The 21,581-nt window shown below is 64.3% G+C and carries 22 protein-coding genes and 1 tRNA gene; 8 read left to right on the top strand and 15 right to left on the bottom strand.

Annotated elements, in window-relative coordinates; genetic code table 11:
* Window positions 1-40: 40 nt before the first annotated feature.
* Window positions 41-649 carry a GNAT family N-acetyltransferase gene (locus tag ACMHYJ_RS12390; RefSeq protein WP_414246485.1) on the top strand — a complete coding sequence of 203 codons (609 nt, stop codon included), beginning with the start codon at window positions 41-43 and terminating at the stop codon, window positions 647-649.
* Between the two features lie 96 nt (window positions 650-745).
* Here the strand turns inward: ACMHYJ_RS12390 and ACMHYJ_RS12385 are convergent, their stop codons facing one another.
* The 5 genes from ACMHYJ_RS12385 to ACMHYJ_RS12365 form a co-directional block, all read right to left on the bottom strand.
* The gene (locus tag ACMHYJ_RS12385) at window positions 746-1,387 is read right to left on the bottom strand and encodes a trimeric intracellular cation channel family protein (RefSeq protein ID WP_414246484.1); all 642 of its coding nucleotides are present in this window, start codon (window positions 1,385-1,387) and stop codon (window positions 746-748) included.
* Between the two features lie 70 nt (window positions 1,388-1,457).
* Entirely contained in the window at window positions 1,458-2,480 is a 1,023-nt protein-coding gene (locus ACMHYJ_RS12380) for an ABC transporter ATP-binding protein (RefSeq protein WP_414246483.1), read from the bottom strand.
* 13 nt (window positions 2,481-2,493) lie between these two features.
* Window positions 2,494-4,044, bottom strand: a complete 1,551-nt coding sequence (locus tag ACMHYJ_RS12375) for an ABC transporter permease (protein WP_414246482.1) — start codon at window positions 4,042-4,044, stop codon at window positions 2,494-2,496.
* Entirely contained in the window at window positions 4,041-5,072 is a 1,032-nt protein-coding gene (locus ACMHYJ_RS12370) for an extracellular solute-binding protein (RefSeq protein WP_414246481.1), read from the bottom strand. Before ACMHYJ_RS12370 ends, ACMHYJ_RS12375 begins: the two co-directional genes overlap by 4 nt.
* Window positions 5,073-5,156: 84 nt before the next feature.
* Window positions 5,157-7,169 (bottom strand): methyl-accepting chemotaxis protein, encoded by a 2,013-nt coding sequence (locus ACMHYJ_RS12365; protein ID WP_414246480.1) that lies wholly within the window; start codon window positions 7,167-7,169, stop codon window positions 5,157-5,159.
* 289 nt (window positions 7,170-7,458) lie between these two features.
* On the opposite strand from ACMHYJ_RS12365, the gene htpG reads away from it, so the two are divergent.
* From htpG to fghA, 3 genes are all read left to right on the top strand, one after another.
* Complete coding sequence (htpG, locus tag ACMHYJ_RS12360) at window positions 7,459-9,363, top strand: molecular chaperone HtpG (protein ID WP_414246479.1); 1,905 nt, start codon at window positions 7,459-7,461, stop codon at window positions 9,361-9,363.
* 154 nt (window positions 9,364-9,517) lie between these two features.
* Window positions 9,518-10,627 carry an S-(hydroxymethyl)glutathione dehydrogenase/class III alcohol dehydrogenase gene (locus ACMHYJ_RS12355; RefSeq protein WP_414246478.1) on the top strand — a complete coding sequence of 370 codons (1,110 nt, stop codon included), beginning with the start codon at window positions 9,518-9,520 and terminating at the stop codon, window positions 10,625-10,627.
* 102 nt (window positions 10,628-10,729) lie between these two features.
* Window positions 10,730-11,566 (top strand): S-formylglutathione hydrolase, encoded by an 837-nt coding sequence (gene fghA / locus ACMHYJ_RS12350; protein WP_414246527.1) that lies wholly within the window; start codon window positions 10,730-10,732, stop codon window positions 11,564-11,566.
* Between the two features lie 70 nt (window positions 11,567-11,636).
* On the opposite strand, the gene ampD is transcribed toward fghA, so the two are convergent.
* The 3 genes from ampD to ACMHYJ_RS12335 are packed head-to-tail and all read right to left on the bottom strand — an operon-like array spanning window position 11,637 to window position 13,358.
* On the bottom strand, window positions 11,637-12,266 hold the full coding sequence (ampD, locus tag ACMHYJ_RS12345) for a 1,6-anhydro-N-acetylmuramyl-L-alanine amidase AmpD (RefSeq protein WP_414246477.1): 630 nt from the start codon (window positions 12,264-12,266) through the stop codon (window positions 11,637-11,639).
* Complete coding sequence (locus ACMHYJ_RS12340; protein ID WP_414246476.1) at window positions 12,266-12,514, bottom strand: PP0621 family protein; 249 nt, start codon at window positions 12,512-12,514, stop codon at window positions 12,266-12,268. The genes ampD and ACMHYJ_RS12340 overlap by 1 nt, the downstream gene beginning before the upstream one ends.
* Window positions 12,507-13,358 carry an inner membrane protein YpjD gene (locus ACMHYJ_RS12335; RefSeq protein ID WP_414246475.1) on the bottom strand — a complete coding sequence of 284 codons (852 nt, stop codon included), beginning with the start codon at window positions 13,356-13,358 and terminating at the stop codon, window positions 12,507-12,509. The genes ACMHYJ_RS12340 and ACMHYJ_RS12335 overlap by 8 nt, the downstream gene beginning before the upstream one ends.
* Window positions 13,359-13,450: 92 nt before the next feature.
* Between ACMHYJ_RS12335 and ffh the strand changes: the two genes are divergently transcribed.
* The gene (ffh, locus tag ACMHYJ_RS12330) at window positions 13,451-14,866 is read left to right on the top strand and encodes a signal recognition particle protein (protein ID WP_414246474.1); all 1,416 of its coding nucleotides are present in this window, start codon (window positions 13,451-13,453) and stop codon (window positions 14,864-14,866) included.
* Window positions 14,867-14,893: 27 nt separating this feature from the next.
* On the opposite strand, the gene bfr is transcribed toward ffh, so the two are convergent.
* The 4 genes from bfr to trmB all read right to left on the bottom strand — a co-directional run bounded on the left by bfr (window position 14,894) and on the right by trmB (window position 17,650).
* Window positions 14,894-15,358 (bottom strand): bacterioferritin, encoded by a 465-nt coding sequence (bfr, locus tag ACMHYJ_RS12325; RefSeq protein ID WP_414246473.1) that lies wholly within the window; start codon window positions 15,356-15,358, stop codon window positions 14,894-14,896.
* A 388-nt stretch (window positions 15,359-15,746) separates the two neighbouring features.
* A complete protein-coding gene (gene thiS / locus ACMHYJ_RS12320) occupies window positions 15,747-15,947 on the bottom strand; it encodes a sulfur carrier protein ThiS (RefSeq protein ID WP_414246526.1) in 201 nt (66 codons plus the stop codon).
* A gap of 18 nt (window positions 15,948-15,965) precedes the next feature.
* Window positions 15,966-16,898, bottom strand: a complete 933-nt coding sequence (gene pip / locus ACMHYJ_RS12315; RefSeq protein WP_414246472.1) for a prolyl aminopeptidase — start codon at window positions 16,896-16,898, stop codon at window positions 15,966-15,968.
* Entirely contained in the window at window positions 16,898-17,650 is a 753-nt protein-coding gene (trmB, locus tag ACMHYJ_RS12310; protein WP_414246471.1) for a tRNA (guanosine(46)-N7)-methyltransferase TrmB, read from the bottom strand. The genes pip and trmB overlap by 1 nt, the downstream gene beginning before the upstream one ends.
* Window positions 17,651-17,733: 83 nt before the next feature.
* On the opposite strand from trmB, the gene ACMHYJ_RS12305 reads away from it, so the two are divergent.
* Window positions 17,734-17,807: transfer RNA gene (locus ACMHYJ_RS12305), tRNA-Gly, on the top strand.
* A 105-nt stretch (window positions 17,808-17,912) separates the two neighbouring features.
* Here the strand turns inward: ACMHYJ_RS12305 and ACMHYJ_RS12300 are convergent.
* Entirely contained in the window at window positions 17,913-18,338 is a 426-nt protein-coding gene (locus ACMHYJ_RS12300; RefSeq protein ID WP_414246470.1) for a hypothetical protein, read from the bottom strand.
* 509 nt (window positions 18,339-18,847) lie between these two features.
* Between ACMHYJ_RS12300 and ACMHYJ_RS12295 the strand changes: the two genes are divergently transcribed.
* Window positions 18,848-19,399, top strand: coding sequence for a GNAT family N-acetyltransferase (locus ACMHYJ_RS12295; RefSeq protein ID WP_414246469.1), 552 nt, complete (start codon window positions 18,848-18,850; stop codon window positions 19,397-19,399).
* Between the two features lie 47 nt (window positions 19,400-19,446).
* Complete coding sequence (locus ACMHYJ_RS12290; RefSeq protein ID WP_414246468.1) at window positions 19,447-19,875, top strand: Arm DNA-binding domain-containing protein; 429 nt, start codon at window positions 19,447-19,449, stop codon at window positions 19,873-19,875.
* Here ACMHYJ_RS12290 and wrbA read toward each other — a convergent pair.
* Both wrbA and ACMHYJ_RS12280 read right to left on the bottom strand, forming a co-directional pair.
* Window positions 19,770-20,363 (bottom strand): NAD(P)H:quinone oxidoreductase, encoded by a 594-nt coding sequence (gene wrbA, locus ACMHYJ_RS12285; protein ID WP_414246467.1) that lies wholly within the window; start codon window positions 20,361-20,363, stop codon window positions 19,770-19,772. The genes ACMHYJ_RS12290 and wrbA overlap by 106 nt on opposite strands.
* Before the next feature lie 51 nt (window positions 20,364-20,414).
* Window positions 20,415-21,419 carry a glutathione S-transferase family protein gene (locus tag ACMHYJ_RS12280; RefSeq protein WP_414246466.1) on the bottom strand — a complete coding sequence of 335 codons (1,005 nt, stop codon included), beginning with the start codon at window positions 21,417-21,419 and terminating at the stop codon, window positions 20,415-20,417.
* Between the last annotated feature and the right edge of the window lie 162 nt (window positions 21,420-21,581).

Below are 21,581 nucleotides of genomic sequence, written 5' to 3'. Positions count from 1 at the left end.
CCCAGCGATGATCCGCACGTCAACCCAGCACACAACCCCCATGCCCAACCCCTTTCCACCCCTGCAGCCCATCACCTTGCAAGGCCACGGCGTGCGCCTGGCGCCACTCTCCCCGGATCATATCCCCGGCTTGCGGGACGCCGCCGCGGACGGCCAGCTGTGGCGGCTGCGCGTGACCTCGGTGCCCGAACCCGCCGAGACCGAGGCCTATGTCGCCACCGCCTTGCAGGGCCTGGCCGAGGGCCACATGCTGCCGTTTGCCGTACTGGATGCCGATACCGGCGCGGTGCTGGGCACCACGCGCTACCACGATATCCTGCCCGCCGTGGCCCGGCTGGAAATCGGCTACACCTGGTATGCCTTGTCCCGGCAGCGCACGCAGGTCAATACCGCCTGCAAGCTGTTGCTGCTGCAGTATGCGTTTGAAGCCCTGAACGCCGCCGTGGTGGGCTGGCGCACGGACAATTTCAACCAGGCGTCGCAACGCGCCATCGAGCGCCTGGGGGCCAAGCGCGATGGCGTCATCCGCCACCATGCCCCGCGCCGGGATGGCACGGTGCGCGACACCGTGATGTACAGCTTGTTGGCGGGCGAATGGCCCGAAGTGCGGGCGCATCTATTGTATAAACTGGCGAGCCGTCCCGCCTGAGCCAGGCCTGATTTTCTATATTTTTCGCACAACACCACACCGCATAACACAACACCGCACCGCTTCATCCCGGCCTCGCCAGGCGCCGGGCCGGAATCAGTGCAAATCCCGGGTATACACGAATTTCGGCATGCTCCAGCAAAAGCGCAGGGCCAGCAGCCGCAGGGCCAGGCCGATCAGCAGCGATCCGCCCACCACCAGGTTGTGGTTCCAGAACAGTGCCAGGCCGGCCAGGTACAGGGCCCCGCTGACGATCGACACCGTAGCGTAGAGTTCCGCCCGAAACAGCAGCGGGACTTCATTGCACAGCACATCGCGCAATACCCCGCCGACACAGCCCGTGATCATGCCCGAAACGATGGCCACGCCCCAGGGCAGGCTCAACCCCAGAGCGATATCCACGCCGATGATGGTGAAGACCACCAGGCCCACGGCATCCAGAAACAAGAACAAATGGCGCAGGGAATGCGCGAAGCGGGCGATGGCGATGGTGACCAGCGCCGCGCCGCCGGTGACCAGCAGGTAATGGGGGTGCGCAATCCAGGACAAGGGGTGGTGGTTCAGCAGCACGTCGCGCACCGATCCGCCGCCCAGGGCGGTGACGCAGCCCAGCATGACCACCCCCAGCCAATCCATTTCCCGGCGGCCGGCCGCCAGGGCGGCGGTCATGGCTTCGGCCGCGATGGCGATCAGGAACAGAACATGCAGAAAATCGCTGGTGATGTCGGGGGCGGGCACGGAAAACTCCTGGAATGAGGGGCGAACGGGAAGGGCTTGCGGCGGGGCGCATTGCCCCGCGTGGGCTGTCTCAGGTCTGGGGATATGCCATACAGGCCCCTTGCAGACAGAGGAAGCCGTCCGCCCCCAGGGCGGGGGCGGACAAAGAAGACACGCGCAGATCCAGGCACAAGTCTGCCAGATCCACTCCGATCAGGGTGTGATCCCCCCGGAAAGAACGGTAGCTGACTTTGGCGGGCGCCCCGTCCCCTTGAGCCGCCCATTGGATTTGTTCGGGTCGGATCATGATCAGGCAGGCCTCGCCGGGCGGCGGGCTGCCGGGGTGCAGGGCCACGGCCCCCAGGGCGCAATGGGCCTGGGATGGGCCGGCGCCGTGGCCCGCCAGGAAAATCGCCGCGCCGGTCAGGCGGGCCACGGCCGGGCTGGCGGGTTGCCAGTACACGCGCTCGGGTTGATCGCACTGCATGATGCCGCCGGCCTGCATGACGGCCAGCTGGTCGGAAACGGCAAAGGCCTCGCCCGGGTCGTGCGTGACCAGCACCGTGGTGGTGCCGGTTTGCCGCAGGACGTGGACGACTTCTTCGCACAGGCTGCGGCGCAAGTCCAGATCCAGGGCGTTGAAGGGCTCATCCAGCAGCACCAGGGACGGCCCGGGGGCCAGTGCCCGGGCCAGGGCTACGCGCTGCTGCTGGCCGCCGGAGAGTTCATGGGGATAGCGCGCCCCCAGGCCGGACAGGCCGGTCAGGGCCAGGACTTCGTTGACCCGCTGGCGGCGGCCGGCGTGGCGCGGCAGGCCGAAGCGGATATTGCCTTCCACTGTCAGGTGGGGAAACAGCGTGCCTTCCTGGGGGACGTAGCCGATGTTGCGCTGCTCGGGCGGGACAAAGGCGCGGGCGGACGCCATGATCCGGTCGCCAAAGGCGATTTCACCTTCGTCCAGGGGGTCGAAGCCGGCCATCAGGCGCAGCAAGGTGGTCTTGCCGCAACCAGACGGCCCTAGCAGCGCCATGACCGAGCCTTCGGGAATGCTCAAGTGGATGCCGCGCAGGACTTCGGTTTGGCCAAAGCGCTTGTGCAGGCCGCGGAGTGTCATGGCGGTCATGGGATCAGCGATTGTGGTGCAGCATGCGCCGCGTGAACACCCAGACGGGCACGATGGAAACCAGCACCAGCAAGGCGGCGAAGGGCGCGGCGGCGGCGTATTCGGCATCCGCCGTGTAGGACCAGACCTCGGTGGCCAGGGTGACGGTGCCCGTGGGGGCCAGCATCAGGGTGGCGGTCAGTTCGCGCACGATTTCCAGCATCATCAAGGCCAGGGCGGCCCCGATGCCGGGGGCGATATTGGGCAGGATCACGGTCAGGAAGACATGGAAAGGCCGTCTGCCCAGGCTGCGGGCGATGGCTTCGATCTGGGGCGGAACCAGTTCGACCGAGGCCCGCAGGGACGACTGGGCCAGGGGCAGGAACAAAATGGCGTAGGCCGCCAGCAGCACGCCGACCCCCTGGTACAAGGCGGGGGCCAGCCGGATGGATAGGAACACCAGGGCCAGTGCCACCACCACGCCGGGCAGACCATGCACGATGTAGGGCAGGCGCTCGGCCAGTTGGGCCAGGCGGCCCCGTTGGCGGGCCGCCAGCAGCACCAGGGGAATGGCCAGAAGGCTGGTCAACACCGCGCCCGCGCCGGCCAGGGCCAGGGTGCCCTGGATGGCGGGCAGGATCTGGGCATGGCCCTGCCCTGCCGAATGGCCATGCGCCAGCCAATAGGCCAGGGTCGCCAGGGGCACCCCCAGCGCGACCATGCCCAGCAGGCCGAACAGAGCCAGCACGGGCCAGCGGGCGTGGCCCAGGGGGATCGGCCGGGCGGGGCGGGTGGCCCCGCGGCCCACGCGGGCAATGCGGCGGCCCGCGCGCAGGCGCATTTCGGCCCAGGCCGCCGGGATGCACAACAGCATCAGCACGATGGACTGCATGGCGGCGGATGCGCTGTCGAATTGCAATTCGTAGGACTCGAAAATGGCCGTGGTGAAGGTTTGCACGCGCAACAAGGCCAGCGCCCCGAATTCGGCGAACATATGGGTCAGAACCAGCAGGGCCCCGCTGCCCAGGGCGGGCGCCAACTGGGGCAGCAGGGCACGGCCGAATGCCCGCCAGGGGCCGTGTCCCAAGGATCGGCAGACATCTTCCAGGCCGGGATCTGTACCCCGCAGCGCCGCCGCCACGGGCAGGTAGACCAGGGGGTAGCTGGACAGCGACAGGATAAAAATTGCCCCCGCCAGATTTTGGAAGGCGATGTCGATGGATGCCCAGGCGTAGCTGGAGACAAAGGCCGGCACGGCCAGCGGCAGGCCGGCGGCCACGCGCCAGGCGCGCCGGCCCGGCAGGTCGCTGCGCTCTACGCACCAGGCCACCCCCAGGCCGATCAGGGAAGACAGCAGCATCACCCCCAGGGCCAGCGTCACGGTATTGCCCAGGAGTTCGAGCGTGCGGGGGCGGAAGATTTCCTCGATGACGCCGCGCGGGCCGGTTTGCAGCGTGCGCAGCGCGATATACACCAGCGGCAGGCACACCAGGGCCACGGGCAGCAGGGCCGCCAGCCCCATCCAGGCCGGCGGCGAGGCGGGCTGGCGGCCCGCCATCAGGCCCAGCCGGATCACGCCAGCCCGGCCTCGCGGCGCAGGGTCAGGGCATCGGCGGCGTCGCCCAGATCGGCGGGCGAGACAGCGGGCGGGTGCAGTTGGTCGAAGGGCTTCAGGGCGAAGGGGGTTTTGACCCCCGGGCGCAGGGGGTATTCGGCCACGGTGTCCACCATGGCGTCCTGGCCCGCCTGGCTGACCATGAAGGCCAGCAGCTGCTGGGCGGCGTCGGCGTGGGCGGCGGTTTTCAGCACCCCGGCCGCCGAGCAGGTGATCAGGCCGCCGGGGTCTTGCGGGCCGGCGTAGTGCAGGGCGGACTTCATTTTGTCGGCGCCGACTTCGTTGGCCACGATGTACCAGTAGTAGTTATTGACCAGCGCCGTGGCGATTTCGCCGCGCTCGACGGCCCGCATGGCGGCCATATTGCCGTTGTAGATGCGGCCGTATTGCTTCAGGCCCTTGAGCCAGCCCAGGGCCGCATCGCGCCCCCGCAGTAATTTGATGGCGATGATTTGTTCTTGGAAGGCGCCGCTGGTGGGCACGAAACCCACGCGGTCTTTCCAGGCGGCGGTGGCCATGTCCATCACGGATGCGGGCAGCTCGGCGGCCTGCACCATGTCCTGGTTGTATACCGTGACGCGGGAACGGGCTGTGATGCCCGTCCAGGTGTGATCGCGGGCCGTATAGCGGGGCAGGATTTGGCCGAGGGTGGCGTCCGGCAGCGGGGCCAGCAGATTTTTTTCGGCCAGCGCGGCCACCGGGGGGCTTTCTTCGGCGAAAAACACGTCGGCCGGCGATCGGCTGCCTTCCTCGATGATCTGGTTGGCCAGCTGCGTGCTGCTGCCTTTGCGGATATCCACCTGGATGCCGGTGGCCTGGGTAAATGCGGCCACCAGCGCGGCGGTGGTCTTGGCATGTTGGCCGTTGTACAGGATCAGGGTTTTGGCGTCTGCCGCCCGGGCGCTGTGCAGGGCGGGGAACCCCAGCAGGGCTCCCGCGCTCAGTATTGCGCCATGGCGCAGAAAGTCTCGGCGGGAGGATGTTTTCATCGGATTCTCGAAAAATGATTTACTTTATTGTAAGTCGAACGAGAACCATTATCCTTACGAATAGCTGTACACCCTGCCGGCGCATCATCCCGGCAGGCGCGGCACAGCGGTCTGTCGGGCCGCTGCCGGGCCGCCGGCCAAGTGGTCGTCCCGGCCTGTCTGAAACACGGCCACACTGCCCGCCAGCCGGTCGGCCTGTTCACTGAGCGAATCCGCCGCGGCGGCGGCTTCTTCGACCAGGGCGGCGTTCTGCTGGGTGACCTGATCCATTTGCGTGACGGCCAGGTTGACTTGGTCGATGCCGGTGGACTGCTCGTTGGAGGCCGAGGCGATCTCGCCCATGATGCGGGTGACGCGATCCACCGCGGCCAGGACTTCTTGCATGATGGCGCCGGCATCGTCCGCCTGCCGGGTGCCCGCCTGGACTTCGTGCGAGGACGTTTCGATCAGTTGCTTGATCTCGCGCGCGGCTTCGGCGGAGCGCTGGGCCAGCGCCCGGACTTCGGACGCCACGACGGCGAATCCCTTGCCTTGTTCGCCCGCCCGGGCGGCCTCGACGGCCGCGTTCAGCGCCAGGATGTTGGTCTGGAAGGCAATGCTGTCGATCACGCCGATGATGTCGGTGATGCGGTTGGAACTGTCGGCGATGCGCTGCATGGTGGCCACCATGTTTTCGACCGCCTGTTCGCCGCGCTGGGCCGTCCCGGATGCCCCGGTGGCCAGCTCGTTGGCCTGGCGGGCATTGTCGGCGTTCTGGCGCACGGTGCTGGCAAGTTCTTCCATGCTGGCGGCGGTTTCCTGCAGAGAGGCCGCTTGTTGTTCGGTGCGGCTGGACAGGTCGGTGTTGCCGACCGCGATTTCGTGGGCGCCGGTGTGGATTTCGCCCACGCTATAGCGCACCTGGCGGATCATTTGCCGCAAGGCGTCCTGGGTGCCGTGCAGGCTGTGCAAGAGTTGGTGGACTTCGTTGCGGCTATGGGTCGGACTGGCCGGAACGTCCTGGCTGAGATCGCCCGCCCCCAGACGCCGCATGCCGGTGACCACGGTGTGCACGGGAGCCAGGGTGCGTCGCGCCAGCCAGAAAATGGCGAAGGCGATCAACAGGGTGCCCCCCAGCATCAGGGCCAATTGAATCCACATCTGGCGGTCGCTGGCGGCCAGGTAGCTGTCCATGGGGCCGAAGGCGTAGATCATCCAGTTCCAGTTGGGGATGGTTTTCCAGGACAGGAAGATGGATTCGTCGTTGATGATGGTTTGTTTGGCGCCGATGGGCGCGCTGCGAAACGAGGCGTCCAGGATGGCGAAGTCCGCTGCGGGATTGCCCGCACTGAGCAGATCGCCGGGCTTGCCGAAATTACCCGCCACCCGCACCCAGTCCTTGTGGTCGTCGCTGGGGCGCAGCACGAACAACTGCCCGTGGCCCGCCAGCTTGGTTTGGGTCAGGTCTTTCAGGACGGGGTCGATTTGGGCGCTGATGTCCAGCCGGTTGACGATGCCGCCGTAAATGGCCCCCTGGGCGTCCTTGAGCGGGTTGGTCGTGGCCAGATGCCAGCGATCCCCGACCAATTGCGGGATGTGGATGACTGCGCCCTTGTCGAACGCCTGGGCGATGGGGTCGCTGGGGGGCAGCACCTGCCCCAGGGCATAGGCGGGTTGATCCTGGTAGGCGCTGGCGATGCGCATCCAGCCCTTGGGCGTGCGGGCATAAATGGCGGCGGTCATGCCCGTCACGCTGCGCATCAGGGCCTGGTCGCCGTTCAGAACCTTGTCGCCTGCCTTGAAGACGGGCATACCGTTTTCCGTTTGTTCCGAGGGGCGGGGCGTGTCGCCCATATACCGCATCAGCACCGGATACAGCGACTGGCTGCGATCGCGGCCGATGTCGAAGATAAGCTGCAGGATGCGGTCGGAATCCTGCATCCCCATTTGATTGGCCGCGCTGACGTTGGCCACGGCGGTCTGGCGGCTTTGCCAGGTAATCAGCGACGCCAGGATGGCCATGACCAGAATAGTGGTCAAGGTGGCGGTCAGGAACAACTGGGTCGCCAGGGGGGCGTGGGCTATTTTTCCCGCCCGGACTGTTTTCTGAAGGGCCATGGCTGTCTCCTTTGACGGAACCGGGATGATGATTGTTTTGCGGCTGCGCCCGTTTATCGCCACTTTACCGGGATTGTTTTGAGGCGTGAATAGCCTGGCACTTATAGTGGGTATGACGGATGCGGCATGGGGCTGCGCCCCCGTCCCGGCCCGCGCAACGGGTGTGCCGCCGGGCCAGGGGGGCGGGCGTCATCCGCCGCGCCGCCGGCCCTCTTGAAAAAAAAACAACCGGCCTCATCTGTCAGCATAGTCCTTCTTTTTGATTTAAACCGCCATCGCAAGACGCACCATGAGCCAAACCGATACCTCCACCGCCGAAACCCTGGGTTTCCAGGCCGAAGTCAAGCAACTGCTGCACTTGATGATCCATTCCTTGTACAGCAACAAGGAAATTTTCTTGCGCGAACTCGTGTCCAATGCCTCGGATGCCTGCGACAAATTGCGCTTTGAAGCCATCGACCACCCCGATCTGCTGGAGGCCGACAGCACGCTGCGCATCCAGGTCGAATTCGACGAGGCTGCGCGCACCCTCACGATTACCGATAACGGCATCGGCCTGTCGCGCGACGAAGCCATTGCCAACCTGGGCACGATTGCGCGCTCGGGCACGCGTGAATTCTTTTCCCAACTGACCGGCGACAAGCAAAAAGACGCCCAGTTGATCGGCCAGTTCGGCGTGGGGTTTTATTCGTCCTTCATCGTGGCCGAAAAAGTCAGCGTCAGCAGCCGCCGGGCCGGCTTGCCGGCGGCCGAGGGCGTGCTGTGGGAATCCGATGGCCAGGGCGAGTTTTCCGTGGCCGCCGTCGAGCGTGAAGCGCGGGGCACATCGGTCACCCTGACCCTGCGCGCCGACGAAGATGAATTTTTGTCGGGCTGGAAACTGCGCGAAGTGCTGCGCCGCTATTCGGATCATATCTCGCTGCCCATCCAGATGAAGAAGGAAGAATGGGATGCTGAAAAATCAGCGCAGGTGACCACCGAAGAATGGGAAACCGTCAACCAGGCCAATGCCTTGTGGACGCGATCCAAATCCGACATCACCGACGAGCAGTACAAAGAATTCTACAAGCACGTTGCCCACGATTTCGAAGACCCCCTGGCCTGGACGCACAACCGCGTCGAGGGCCGCAGCGAATACACCCAGCTGCTGTATCTCCCCAAACGCGCCCCCTTCGACCTGTATGATCGTGATGCCCGCCGCGGGGTCAAGCTGTACATCAAGCGCGTTTTCATCATGGACGACGCCGAACAACTGCTGCCGGCCTATCTGCGCTTTGTGCGCGGGGTCGTGGATTCAGCCGACCTGCCGCTGAATGTCTCGCGCGAAATCCTGCAGGAAAGCCGCGATGTGCGCTCGATCCGCGAAGGTTGCGCCAAGCGCATTCTGGGGCTGTTGGACGACCTGGTCGAGAACAAGCCGGATGAATACGCTGAATTCTGGGATCAATTCGGCCAGGTGCTGAAAGAAGGCATCGGCGAAGACCCCGCCAACAAGGATCGTATCGCGGGCCTGCTGCGCTTTGCCAGCACGCAGGCGGACAGTCCGGCCCAGACCGTGTCCTTGTCCAATTACATTGGCCGCATGAAAGAAGGCCAGGACAAAATCTACTACCTGTCGGCCGATTCCTACGCGGCGGCGGCGCATAGTCCGCACCTGGAAGTCTTCCGCCGCAAGGGGCTGGAAGTCCTGCTGCTGTCCGATCGCGTGGACGAATGGATGCTGTCCTATCTGCGCGAATTCGAAGGCAAATCCCTGGTGTCCGTCGCCAAGGGCGGTCTGGATCTGGACGCTCTGGCCGACGAAGAAGAAAAGAAACAGCAGGCCGAAGCCGCCGAAGCGTTCAAGCCCACCATCGAACGCCTGCAGGCCGCCTTGGGCGAACGCGTCAAGGAAGTCCGCGCCACCGCGCGTCTGGTGGATTCGCCTGCCTGCGTGGTGGTGGACGAAAACGAACTCAGCCCGCATCTGCTGCGCATGCTGAAAGCCGCCGGCCAGGAGGCCCCCGACGTCAAGCCGATCCTGGAAGTCAATCCGCAGCATGCGCTGGTCAAGCGCATGGAGTCCCAGCCGGATGACGCCTTTGGCGACTGGGCCGAACTGCTGCTGGATCAGGCGATGCTGGCCGAAGGCGCGGCATTGAAGGATCCGGCGGCATTCGTGAAACGGATGAATGGCCTGCTGCTGAACGCCTGAGTTTTCCGGCGGTTCCTGGGTGGCCCGCCTGTCCGCCCACCGGCCTGCGGCTGTCCCGGATAGGGGCCGCCGCAGGCCGGTTTGTCTTTCGTGCGCCATCTGGCCATAATCAACACTTGAATCCGTATCACCTCATACACCGGAGACCGCATTGATGAAATCCCGCGCCGCCGTTGCCTTCGAAGCTGGCAAGCCCCTGCAGATCGTCGAAATCGACGTCGAACCCCCGCGCAAGGGTGAAGTCCTGGTCAAAATCACCCATACCGGGGTCTGCCACACCGATGCCTTCACCTTGAGCGGGGATGATCCCGAAGGCGTCTTCCCCGCCGTGCTGGGTCACGAAGGGGCTGGGGTTGTGGTCGAAGTCGGCGAGGGTGTCACCAGCGTGGCGCCCGGCGACCACGTCATCCCCTTGTACACCGCCGAATGCGGCGAGTGCCTGTTTTGCAAATCCGGCAAGACCAACCTGTGCGTGGCCGTGCGCGCCACTCAAGGCAAGGGCGTCATGCCCGATGGCACCACGCGGTTTTCATACCAGGGTCAGCCCATTTATCACTACATGGGGTGTTCCACGTTCAGCGAATACACCGTGGTGGCCGAGGTTTCCCTGGCCAAGATCGACCCCCAGGCCAACCCGGAACAGGTCTGCCTGCTGGGCTGCGGGGTGACCACCGGCATCGGGGCCGTGCGCAACACGGCCAAGGTGCAGCCGGGTGATACCGTGGCCGTGTTCGGCCTGGGCGGCATCGGTCTGGCGGTGGTGCAGGGGGCCCGTCAGGCGGGCGCGGGACGCATCATTGCCGTGGATACCAACCCGGACAAATTCGCCCTGGCCCAGGTGTTCGGGGCCACGGATTGCGTCAATCCCAAAGACCACGCCGAACCCATCCAGCAAGTCATCGTCGGCATGACGGGCTGGGGGGTGGATCACAGCTTCGAGTGCATCGGCAATGTCAACGTGATGCGCGCCGCGCTGGAATCCGCCCACCGGGGCTGGGGCCAGTCCATCGTCATCGGCGTGGCCGGGGCCGGCCAGGAAATCTCCACCCGGCCCTTCCAACTGGTGACCGGCCGCTCCTGGCGCGGCACCGCCTTTGGCGGGGTCAAGGGGCGTTCCCAGTTGCCGGGCATGGTGCAAGAAGCCATGCGGGGCGATATCGACCTGGCCCCCTTTGTCACGCATACCATGGGGCTGGGCGACATCAACCAGGCCTTCGATCTCATGCACGCGGGCAAGTCCATCCGTTCGGTCGTGCATTACTGATCCCGGCGCGCTGGCCTCGGTGGGCGCCCCGCCCGCCGATGCGGCGCGCCCGGCCTTATTTGCAAGAGGAAAAATCTCATGACGACCACCGATCCGATCGGCCTGACGCGTATCGAGCAGCACGCCAGCTTCGGCGGCCGCCAGGAAGTCTGGCAGCATGCGTCCGCCGCACTGGCCTGCCCCATGCGCTTTGCCGTGTATCTGCCCCCGGCCGCCGTGCGCGGGGAGCCCTGCCCGGTGCTGTACTGGCTGTCCGGCCTGACCTGCACCGAGCAAAACTTCATCGCCAAGGCCGGGGCCCAGGCCCATGCGGCGCGGTATGGCCTGATCCTGGTGGCGCCCGACACCAGCCCGCGCGGCGAGGCCGTGGCCGATGACCCCGCCTACGACCTGGGGCAGGGCGCGGGTTTTTATCTGAATGCCACCCAGGCCCCGTGGGCGGCCCACTACCGCATGCAGGATTATGTGGCGGACGAACTGCCCGCCCTGGTCGAACAGCATTTTCCCGCCTTGCCGGTACGCGCCATTGCGGGGCATTCGATGGGGGGGCATGGGGCCTTGGTGACGGCGTTGCGCCACCCCGGGCGGTATCGCAGCGTGTCCGCGTTTTCGCCTATCGTGGCCCCCGGCCAGGTGCCCTGGGGGCAAAAAGCCTTTGCGGCCTATCTGGGCCAAGACCCCGATGCCTGGGCGCAGTGGGATGCCGTCGCCTTGCTTCGCGCCGCGCCCGAACGCCTGCCGATTTTGGTCGACCAGGGGCTGGACGACGAGTTTTTAGCGGGCCAACTGCGCCCCGAACTGCTGGAAGCCGCTTGCCGCGAGGCCGGGCACCCGCTGACGCTGCGCCGTCAGGCGGGTTATGACCACAGCTATTACTTTATTGCCAGCTTTATCGGCGACCACATCGCGCATCACGCTGCCGCCTTGAAGGCGGATTGATGCGTCTGCCCGCGCGGCGGGTGCCGGTTATTCGAGTAGGCCGCCACGGGGATTTCGTCTTGCCCCCTATTCAGAATAGGTCTGGGGCGAGCGGCGCGGCGCCGGCCAGCCGCCCCCATTCGAAAGCGGGACCGGGGTCGGTCTTGCGGCCCGGGGCGATGTGTTCGTGCCCGCAGGCGGCCCGGATGGGGTGGCGGCTGCAAATGGCCGCCGCCAGCGCGTTCAGGGCGGCGTATTGAGCGCCGGTATAGGGGGTGGTGTCCGTACCTTCCAGCTCGATGCCGATGGCATAGTCGTTGCAGCGTTCGCGTCCCTGGAAAGCGGACACCCCCGCGTGCCAGGCCCGCAAAGTGGTGGGCACGAACTGCACGATCCGGCCGTCGCGGCGGATCAGGAAATGGGCGGATACCCGCAGGTCGCGGATGTTTTCGAACCAGGGGTGGGCGGCGATGTCCAGCCGATTCTGGAAAAAATCGATGACTGCGTCGCCCTCGAATACGCCGGGCGGCAGGCTGATGTTGTGGATGACCAGCAGATAGGGATCCTCGTCTTCGGGCCGCCGGTCGTGGTTGGGCGATGGGCGGTGCAGAACCGGCCCCCCGGGGGGCAGCCAGCCGTCGGCTTGGAGGGCCAGGGAAAGCGGCGGGCGGTGGGGCGCAGCGCCCGCGGGCGGCGTGGCGTCTTCTGGGGCCGCGGGCATTATTTGCGCAGCCCCAGACGGGCGTGTTCGGCGCTGCACCAGGTTTTGCCCTGGCTCATGTAGGCTTCGGAGCGCGGCAGGAAAATCCGGCAATGGGCGCAGCGCACCATGGACTCCGCCGCCTCGCGGGACGTGACGTCCCGGCGCCGGGCGTCGGCCTGGCGCGCCTGGGCTTTTTGGTGGCTCAGGACGCGGGAAACAATCAGGACGACCAGGATGATGACCGCCCACAGCAGAAATTTACCCAAGGGTGCCTCTTTGGAGGATGACTTCCAGGACGAAGCGGCTGCCTGAGTAGGACAGCAGCAAGAATGCGAAGCCCGCCAGCGTCCAGCGCAGGGCGATACGCCCGCGCCAGCCCTGGATGCGCCGCCCGGCCAGCAGCACCCCGAACGTGCCCCAGGACAGCAGCGTGAACACGGTTTTGTGATCCATTGGCAGGGCCCGGCCGCCGAGATGCAGCGAGACATGAATCCCCGTGGCCACGGTCAGGGTGAGGATCACGAAACCGATGCCGATCAGGCGGAACAGCAGCTGCTCCAGGGTCAGCAGGGGGGGCATGGCGTCCATGGCGCGGCCCAGCAGGCTTTGCTGGGCTTCGGTTTCGATGGGGCGGTGCAGGTGGCGGTCGAGCACCGTCATCAGCATGGCGTGCAGGGCGGCGACGGTCATCAGGCCGTAGGCCATCATGGCGATCAGCAGATGGATGCGCAAGGCATCGCTGTTGGCGTGCGGCACCAGGTGTCCCTGCGGGAAAATGCCCGCCAGCAGGCTGATGACGGCGGCGGCGGGCAGCAGAACCAGCAGCAGGCTGTCCAGGCGCAGCAGGAAGTTCTCGACCCAGAAGACAATCATGCCCAGCCACATGGCGGTGGACAGGGCCAAGGCCCAGCCCAGGGTCAGGCCGGAGGGCACGATCACGGCGCTGGCCAGGCCGATGCCCTGCAGCGCAATCGCCCCCAGCAGGCAGCCGCGGCCGATCATGCCGCTGGGGTGCAACGCTTGCGCGCGCGCGATGGGGCGCCATAGCGCCAAGCCCAGCATGGCATAGGCCAGCGCGGCAAGCAAGTGAAATACAATGCTGACTGACATAGTCCTGTCGGTGTCCGGCGCACGGCGTGCGCCCTCAAAGCCTCCATTTTATGCGCTACCCGGCAGATCAACCAGTTTTGTGGAAATCCGCCATGCTCGATAACCTCACTTCCCGTCTGTCGCGCATCGTCAAGACGATGCGCGGCGAGGCCCGCCTGACCGAATCCAATACGCAGGACATGCTGCGCGAGGTTCGTCTGGCCCTGCTGGAGGCCGACGTGGCCCTGCCCGTGGTGCGCGAATTCGTGGGCCGCGTCAAAGAGGCCGCCCTGGGGCAGGAAGTCGTCGGCAGCTTGAACCCCGGGCAGGCGCTGGTGGGCGTGGTGCACAAAGAACTCACTCGCCTGATGGGCGGCGACCTGGGCGCCGAGGCGGGCGAGCTCTCCCTGGCCGCGCAGCCGCCGGCGGTCATCTTGATGGCGGGCCTGCAAGGGGCCGGGAAAACCACCACCACGGGCAAGCTGGCCAAATGGCTGTCCGAAGGCAATCATGTCCAGCACGGGCGCAAGACCAGCCGCAAGAAGGTGCTGGTGGTCAGTGCCGACGTCTACCGGCCAGCCGCCATTGACCAGCTGAAAACCGTGGCGGCCCAGGTGGGGGTGGATTTTCTGCCCACCCGCACCGACCAGAAGCCCCAGGATATCGCCCGCGATGCGCTGGATCACGCCCGGCGTCATCACTATGATGTGTTGATCGTCGACACGGCGGGCCGCTTGGGCATCGACCAGGCCATGATGGATGAAATCCGCGCGCTGCACGGCCTGCTGACCCCCATCGAAACCCTGTTCGTGGTGGATGCCATGCAGGGCCAGGATGCGGTCAACGTCGCCCGCGCATTTTCCGACGCCCTGCCGCTGACCGGCGTGGTCATGACCAAGCTGGATGGCGATGCCCGGGGCGGGGCCGCCCTGTCCGTGCGCCAGGTGACGGGCAAGCCGCTTAAGTTCGTGGGTATTTCCGAAAAACTGGACGGCCTGGAGCCTTTCCATCCCGAACGCATGGCCCAGCGCATCCTGGGCATGGGCGATATCGTTTCCCTGGTCGAGCAGGCCCAGAAAAACATCGACATCGCCGAAGCGCAAAAGCTGGCGGCCCGCCTGAAATCGGGCGACCGCTTCGATCTGAACGATTTTCGAGACCAGCTTCAGCAGGTGAAAAAGCTGGGCGACATGGGGTCGCTGCTGGAAAAACTGCCCGCCCAGTTTGCCCAGGCTGCGGCCCAGGTGCAGGGCGGCCAGGCCGAAAAGCAGCTGGCCCGCACCGAAGGCATCCTGAACTCGATGACCCCCCAGGAACGCGCCAAGCCCGAACTCATCAAGGCGTCGCGCAAGCGCCGCATCGCGGCGGGCTCCGGCGTGCCCGTCCAGGAAGTCAACCGCTTGCTGAAGCAGTTCGAGCAAATGCAGGGCATGATGAAGCAGATGAAAAAAGGCGGCATGGCCAAGATGATGCGCGCCATGGGCGGGATGAAAGGGCTGGCCGGGCTGGGGCGCGGCGGGTTCCGTTAAAGACCCGCCGCCCGCGTGTCGCGGGGGTCAGGTTTGGGTCTGCAGATAGTTTTGCAGGCCCATGCTTTCGATCAGGCCGAGCTGTTGTTCCAGCCAGTAGGCGTGGTCGGACTCGGTGTCTTTCAGCTGCAGCAGCAACAGGTCGCGGCTGACGAAATCCCCGTGTTTTTCACACAGGGCGATGCCCTGGCGCAAGGATGCGCGCACCTCGTATTCCAGATCCAGATCGGCGCGCAGCATGCCCGGCACATCGGCGCGGGGGGTAAAGGCGCTGGGCCGCATATCGGGCTCGCCTTCCAGCATCAGGATGCGCTGCAGCAGACTGTCGGCGTGCTGGGTTTCTTCCTGCATTTCGTGGTCGTTGCGCGTGAACAGCTTGTTCAGGCCCATGTCCTGGTAGCGGCGCGAATGGATGAAATACTGGTCGCGCGCCGCGAGTTCGTCGCGCAGCTGGCGGATCAGGTAGTCGAGAACTTCGGGGTGGCCTTTCATGGGAATGCTCTCAAAAGGGAGGATGGGGATAGTATGCCATGTCGCAGGGGTTGTCTTGGGGGGACATCCCTCCACCTCGTCGCTTGCAGGCGGCTCGAGTTCGATCGGCGGGAAAGGGTTCGCAGGGACTTGTCTTGGGGTGGGGCATCTCCCCACCTCGCCGCTTGCAGGCGGCTCGGATTCGATCGGCAGACAAGGGTCCGCAGGGGCTTGTCTTGGTTTGTGGCATCCCTCCACCTCGCCGCCTGCAGGCGGCTCGGATTCGATCGGCAGAAAAGGGTCCGCAGGGACTTGTCTTGGGGTGGGGCATCTCTCCACCTCGCCGCTTGCAAGCGGCTCGGATTCGATCGGCAGAAAAGGGTCCGCAGGGACCCTTTTCTGTCCGATCTCATCCACCGCCCACGGCGATGACGATTTCCAGGTGGTCGTTGTCGGCCAGCGGGGTGGTGGCATGCTGGCTGCGCGGCACGATGTCGCCGTTGCGTTCCACGGCGATGCGCTTATCCTGGTAGCCCAGGTGGATCACCAGGTCTTGCACTGTGCGGACATTGTCCAGCGGGGTGGCGTGGCCGTTTAATTGAATGGTCAGGCTCATGGCGGGTCTCGGTCAGGCGAAGCGGTCGGTGGCGGCCAGCAGTTGCTTCAGGATGCCGGGCTCGTCGAAGGCGTGGCCGGCGTCGGGGATCATGTGGAAATCGGCCTGGGGCCAGGCGCGGTGCAGATCCCAGGCCGAACGCGCCGGCGTGCAGGCATCGTAGCGGCCCTGCACGATGACGCCGGGGATATCGGCCAGCTTGTGCGCATCGCGCAGCAGTTGGCCTTCTTCCATGAAGCCTTTGTTCACGAAATAGTGGTTCTCGATGCGGGCAAAGGCCAGGGCCGCCTGGTCGGCGGCGTGGGCCTGGATGTGCTCCGGGTTGGGCAGCAGGCTGATGGTTTGGCTTTCCCATTGAGTCCAGGCGTGGGCGGCCTGCAGCTGGGCCTGGGGGTCGTCGCCTGTCAAGCGATGGTGATAGGCGGCAATCAGGTCGTCGCGCTCGGCTTCGGGGATGGGGGCCAGGTAGTCTTCCCAGATGTCGGGGAACAGCCATGAGGCGCCTTCCTGGTAGAACCAGCGCAGTTCGGCCTGGCGCAGCAGGAAGATGCCGCGCACAATCAAGGCGCGCACCTGCCGGGGATGGGTTTCGGCATAAGCCAGGGCCAGGGTGGATCCCCAGGATCCGCCGAACACCACCATTTTTTCCGCTTTCAGGACTTCGGTGCGCAGGCGCTCGATGTCGGCTACCAGATCCCAGGTGGTATTGTGTTCCAGGCAGGCCGATGGGGTGGAGCGTCCGCAGCCGCGCTGGTCGAACAGCAGGACGTTGTAGCGGCTGGGGTCGAACACCCGACGGTGGGCGGGGGAGCACCCTGCGCCCGGCCCGCCATGCAGGAACACGGCGGGTGTGCCTTCGGGGTTGCCGCACAGTTCCCAGTACACGCGGTGGCCATGTCCGGCATCCAGGTGGCCCTGGGCATAAGGTTGAATTTCTGGATACATTAATCTGCCTTTGTGTCAAGTGCGCCGGCGGTTTCGGGGCGGCGCGTGAAAATCAGATCCCAGACCCCGTGGCCCAGGCGCAGGCCCCGGTTTTCGAATTTTGTCAGGGGGCGGTAGTCCGGGCGGGGCGCATAGCCCGCGCAGGTGTTTTGCAGCGCCGGTTCGCCGGACAGGACATCCAGCATCTGCTCGGCATAGTGCTGCCAATCGGTGGCGCAGTGGAGGTACGCCCCGGGTGCCAGCCGGCTGGCCAGCAGCTGGATAAAGGGCGGCTGGATCAGGCGGCGCTTGTGATGGCGTTTTTTGGGCCAGGGGTCGGGGAAATAAATATGCGCGCCGGCCAAAGACCCCGGTGCGATCATGTCGCGCAGCACTTCCACGGCATCGTGCTGGATGATGCGGATATTGTCCAGTTCGTTTTCGTGGATGCGCTTCAGCAAGGCGCCCACGCCCGCATTGAACACTTCGACCCCCAGAAAATTATCGCCAGGCCGCGCCTGGGCGATCTGCTGGGTGGTTTCTCCCATGCCGAAGCCAATTTCCAGGATAGTCGGTGCGGGCCGTCCAAAGGCCGCCGCCAAATCCAACAGGCTGTTCTGGTAGGCAATGGACCAGCGCGGCAGCCAGTGGGCAAGGGCTTGTTCCTGGCTGGGCGTGATGTGGGCGCGGCGATGGACGAAACTGCGGATGTGCGTGCTGCCCGAAGGCGATTGCGCCGTGACGACGAGTGGGGGGGATTTGAGTGGATTCAAAATAGTGTAAACTACAGAGCTTCAACAGGTTTGCAGGGTTTGATTTTACCCACAAATCCTTGCGCATCAATAAATTGCGCAGTGCGGGTGTAGTTCAATGGTAGAACGGCGGCTTCCCAAGCCTCAAGCGTGGGTTCGATTCCCATCACCCGCTCCAGAATTCAAGACAGGTTCAGGATCTGATCTGGGCTTTTTTCGTGGCTCGGCATTCACCAGAAACAGTTGGCTCTACCGCTGGGTATTTGCTCCGCAGTGTGTCGGCTTATCTGATTCGCAGTTCTGATGTGTCAAGCTGGAATTCATCGTAGATTTCGAGCTTTTTCATGATGGCTGGCAGAACTTGATGAATAGTCCGCATCCCAATGAGTAATTCATTCATGTATATGTCTGGATGAAGGCGTGAAGAATCGAACCCGAGGCTTTCTGTTTCGGCAGCAGACCCTAGTTCATCTCCTGAATCGTAGACCAAGCGCAGAAGTTCTGCGCGCAGAGGGATACCCGCGCGAAAGGCCTTGTCCTTGGCGAGGGAAAGCCAATCTTCATAGTCATGTAGAACCTGGCGTTTGAAGCTGCGAGCGTTCGGCGCGAACTGTTCGTCTATTTCTACTTTGCAGGCGGCTAGATCCATCAGGCATGAAAAGATATTGCATGCCGATGTGTTCATCAGATCCAGTTCGTCGTCATCCACCAGTTCTGCGACGTAGGCGGCATAGAACCCGTACACATCGTTCAGTGCCTTATAAATCGAATAGATAAGAACCGAGTAGGGGGTCTGCTCGAACCGTTCTCATCTTTTTGCCGTGCCCCACGGAGCTTGCCCAACGGATGAAGGTGGGATCTATGTCGCCGTTTTCATGACAGCGTTTTAAAGGGATGATTACCCCGTCATGGGCCGCTGTCCTTTATCTGATAGGCTGGTGTCGAACACAGATGCAACGACCAGCAGGCGGACAGTGTCGGCGTAGGCTCTATTCATGGGGTTTCAGCATCAGAAGGGAGCCATCATTCAGTCGGCTCATTCAGCGGCTGGCGCTGCCTGCGCGGACAGGATGTTGAGCTTGCAGGGCGTTCATCCACCGCGCTGATCTCTTCGCCAACTACGGGCCACCGCAGGTGTATCGTGTCCTACTGCCCAGGCAGTGTAATGACATCGACAGTACGAAATGCCAAAACTCGCCTAATCACAGGAGATTGGCCATGTCCACTGTATTGGGTGTCTCGCCTGCCAAGCGTGAAACACTGAATATCCGCATCAAACCTGAAGAGCGTAGCTTGATTGATCGTGCCGCCAAGGTACGGGGCAAGAACCGCACGGATTTCGTACTGGAAGCCGCGCGTGCAGCGGCCGAGGAAGCGTTGCTGGATCAGGCTGTCATCGCTGCCGACCAGGAGGCATATACTGCTTTCCTGGCCCGCCTGGACATGCACGCGCTGGCCTCAAGTGCGGTCATCAGCGCCGAGGCTTCTGGCCGCTTTCGCCGCAATATGCCTGACCCGATTCCAGTGGTGGTTCTTCGCAGGCTGGCCGTTGATCAATCCTTGCAGGGTCGGGGTTTTGGCAGGGCGCTGGTGCAAGACGCTGGTCGTCGTGTCATTCAGGCTGCTGATGCCATCGGTATTCGTGGCATGTTGGTGCACGCGCTTTCTCCAGAAGCCAAGGTTTTCTACGAGTGTATCGGCTTCGAACCCTCTGCGCTCGACCCCATGACCTTGATGACCACTTTGGCCGATCTGAAAGCCAGCCTGTAGTGGTATGGCTGCTTGCGTATGATGGGTCGCGCTCCATCTCCCCGCTAATGCAACGCCCAGAGAACACAGAAGAGCAACGACTTGAGGAATACGAGGCGTTTAACTTCGACGGCCTTTCACGCTACGTTTCCGCCATCGGCTCCAAGGCATGGCATTTCCGTTATTCATGGGTCGGAAGGCGCGGACGTTTCATCCTGGGCGTCTATCCCGCGCTTTCGCTCAAGGATGCCCGCGCGTTTTGGCCAGGACATCTCGACGGCACGCCGCACACGCCGCCTGAGCCAGGAAGACCTGGCGCAGCGCATAGGCACCTCGCTGAGTACCGTGCGGCGCATACGGTTCGCCCACGGCGCCATGCGCCGGCAGGGCCTTACGCTGCGATTTTTCCGGCGAACTCGACCAGCCGCCGGGTCTGGAAGCGCACCGAGGCCAGCACCGCGTCGTTGACGTCGCCCATGGTGGCGCTGGCCCCGTAGGGATTGCCGCCGGAGGCGAAGATCACTGGGTCGGCGTAACCGGGCGGGACGATAATGCTGCCCCAGTGCATGAAGGTGGTGTACAGGCCATTCAGGGTCGATTCCTGGCCGCCGTGTGTGTTTTGCGCGCTGGTCATGGCGCTGACGGCCTTGTTGCCCAGGTGACCTTGTTGCCATGCGGGGCCCAGCGTGTCGATGAAGGCGCGCAACTGGCTGGCCACTGTGCCGAAGCGTGTGGGGGCGCTGAACAAGAAGGCGTTGGCCCAGACTAGGTCTTCGGGTGCGGCTTCCGGGATATGCGCGGTTCTCTCGGCCTGATCGTGCCAGGCCGGCACCGATTTCACAACGTCGGCAGGCGCGGTTTCGCGCACCTTGCGCAGGCGCACTTCGGCGCCAGCTTGCTCGGCGGCCTGGGCGGCGGCCTCCGCCATGGCGTGGTTGGTGCCGTAGGCACTGTAGTAAACGATGGCCAGTTTGACCTTGCTCATGCGGGTTCTCCTTGGGGGTTGAAAACGGGGATCGGGGATGGCTGTCGGCGCTCAGGCGCCACGGATGACGCAGGGGCCCAGCCGTTCGCGCCCGTGCGGCGCGGAAAAGTCTTGCCGAGGGCCGATGGGGACAATGCCGTGCGGGTTGATGCCGGGGTGGCTGCGGAAATAGTGATGGCGGATGTGATCCATGTGCACGGTGTCGGCGACGCCGGGCATCTGGTGGATGTCGCGCAACAGGCCCGACAGGTTCGGATAGTCGGCGATGCGTTTTCTGTCGCACTTGAAGTGCGTGGCGTATACCGCGTCGAAGCGCAGCAGCGTGGTCCACAGGCGCAGGTCGGCCTCTGTCAGTACGTTGCCCAGCAGGTATCGGCCCTGGCCCAGGCGCTGTTCCAGCATGTCCAGCGTATCGAACAGCGCCGTCGCCGCTTCGTCGTAGGCGGCCTGGGTGGTGGCGAACCCGGCGCGGTAGACCCCGTTGTTCACGTTGGCGTACACCAGCGCGTTCACGGCGTCGATGGATGTGCGCAGGTCGGCCGGGTAGTAGTCGCCGGGCCGTGCCCCGACGCCGTCGAAGGCGCTGCCCAGCATGCGGATGATCTCCGAGGATTCGTTGTTGACAATGGTTTGGCGCTGTGTGTCCCATAGCACCGGCACCGTGACGCGGCCGGTATAGTGCGGGTCGGCTTTTTGGTAAAGCTGGTACAGCCTGTCCAGACCGTACAGCGGGTCGCCACTGGCGGCGGCAAAGCCCGTGCGGAATTCCCAGCCGTTTTCCAGCATCAACGGGTGCACGGACGAAACGCCGATATGCGGTTCCAACCCTTTCCAGGCGCGCATGATCAAGGTGCGGTGCGCCCAAGGGCAGGCGTATGATACGACCAGGTGGTAGCGGCCCGGTTCGGCCTTGAAGCCGGCGTCGCCGCTTGGGCCGGCGCTGCCGTCGGGCGTGATCCAGCTGCGGTACTGGCTGGCCTTGCGTTCAAAACGCCCGCCGGTGCTGCGGGTGTCGTACCACTGGTCGTGCCACTGGCCGTCTATCAATAATCCCATGGTGTGTGTCCCTTTCCTGGCCGAATCCGGTCAGGGTTCCTGGTGTCTAAGTCATGGTATTTATGATGGACTTGGGACAAAGAATGAGCAATAGTGGAAAAATACCTATACTGTCCTGAAAATAGGATGATGTGCCTTTCTGGTTTTTCCTCTGATCGGATC

Origin of the sequence: Castellaniella hirudinis, from assembly GCF_047468865.1 — a bacterium.
Taxonomy (GTDB): Bacteria; Pseudomonadota; Gammaproteobacteria; order Burkholderiales; family Burkholderiaceae_B; genus Castellaniella; species Castellaniella hirudinis_A.
The sequence above is the reverse complement of the archived record's forward strand: the minus strand, read 5'-3'. Positions and strand labels throughout refer to the sequence as shown.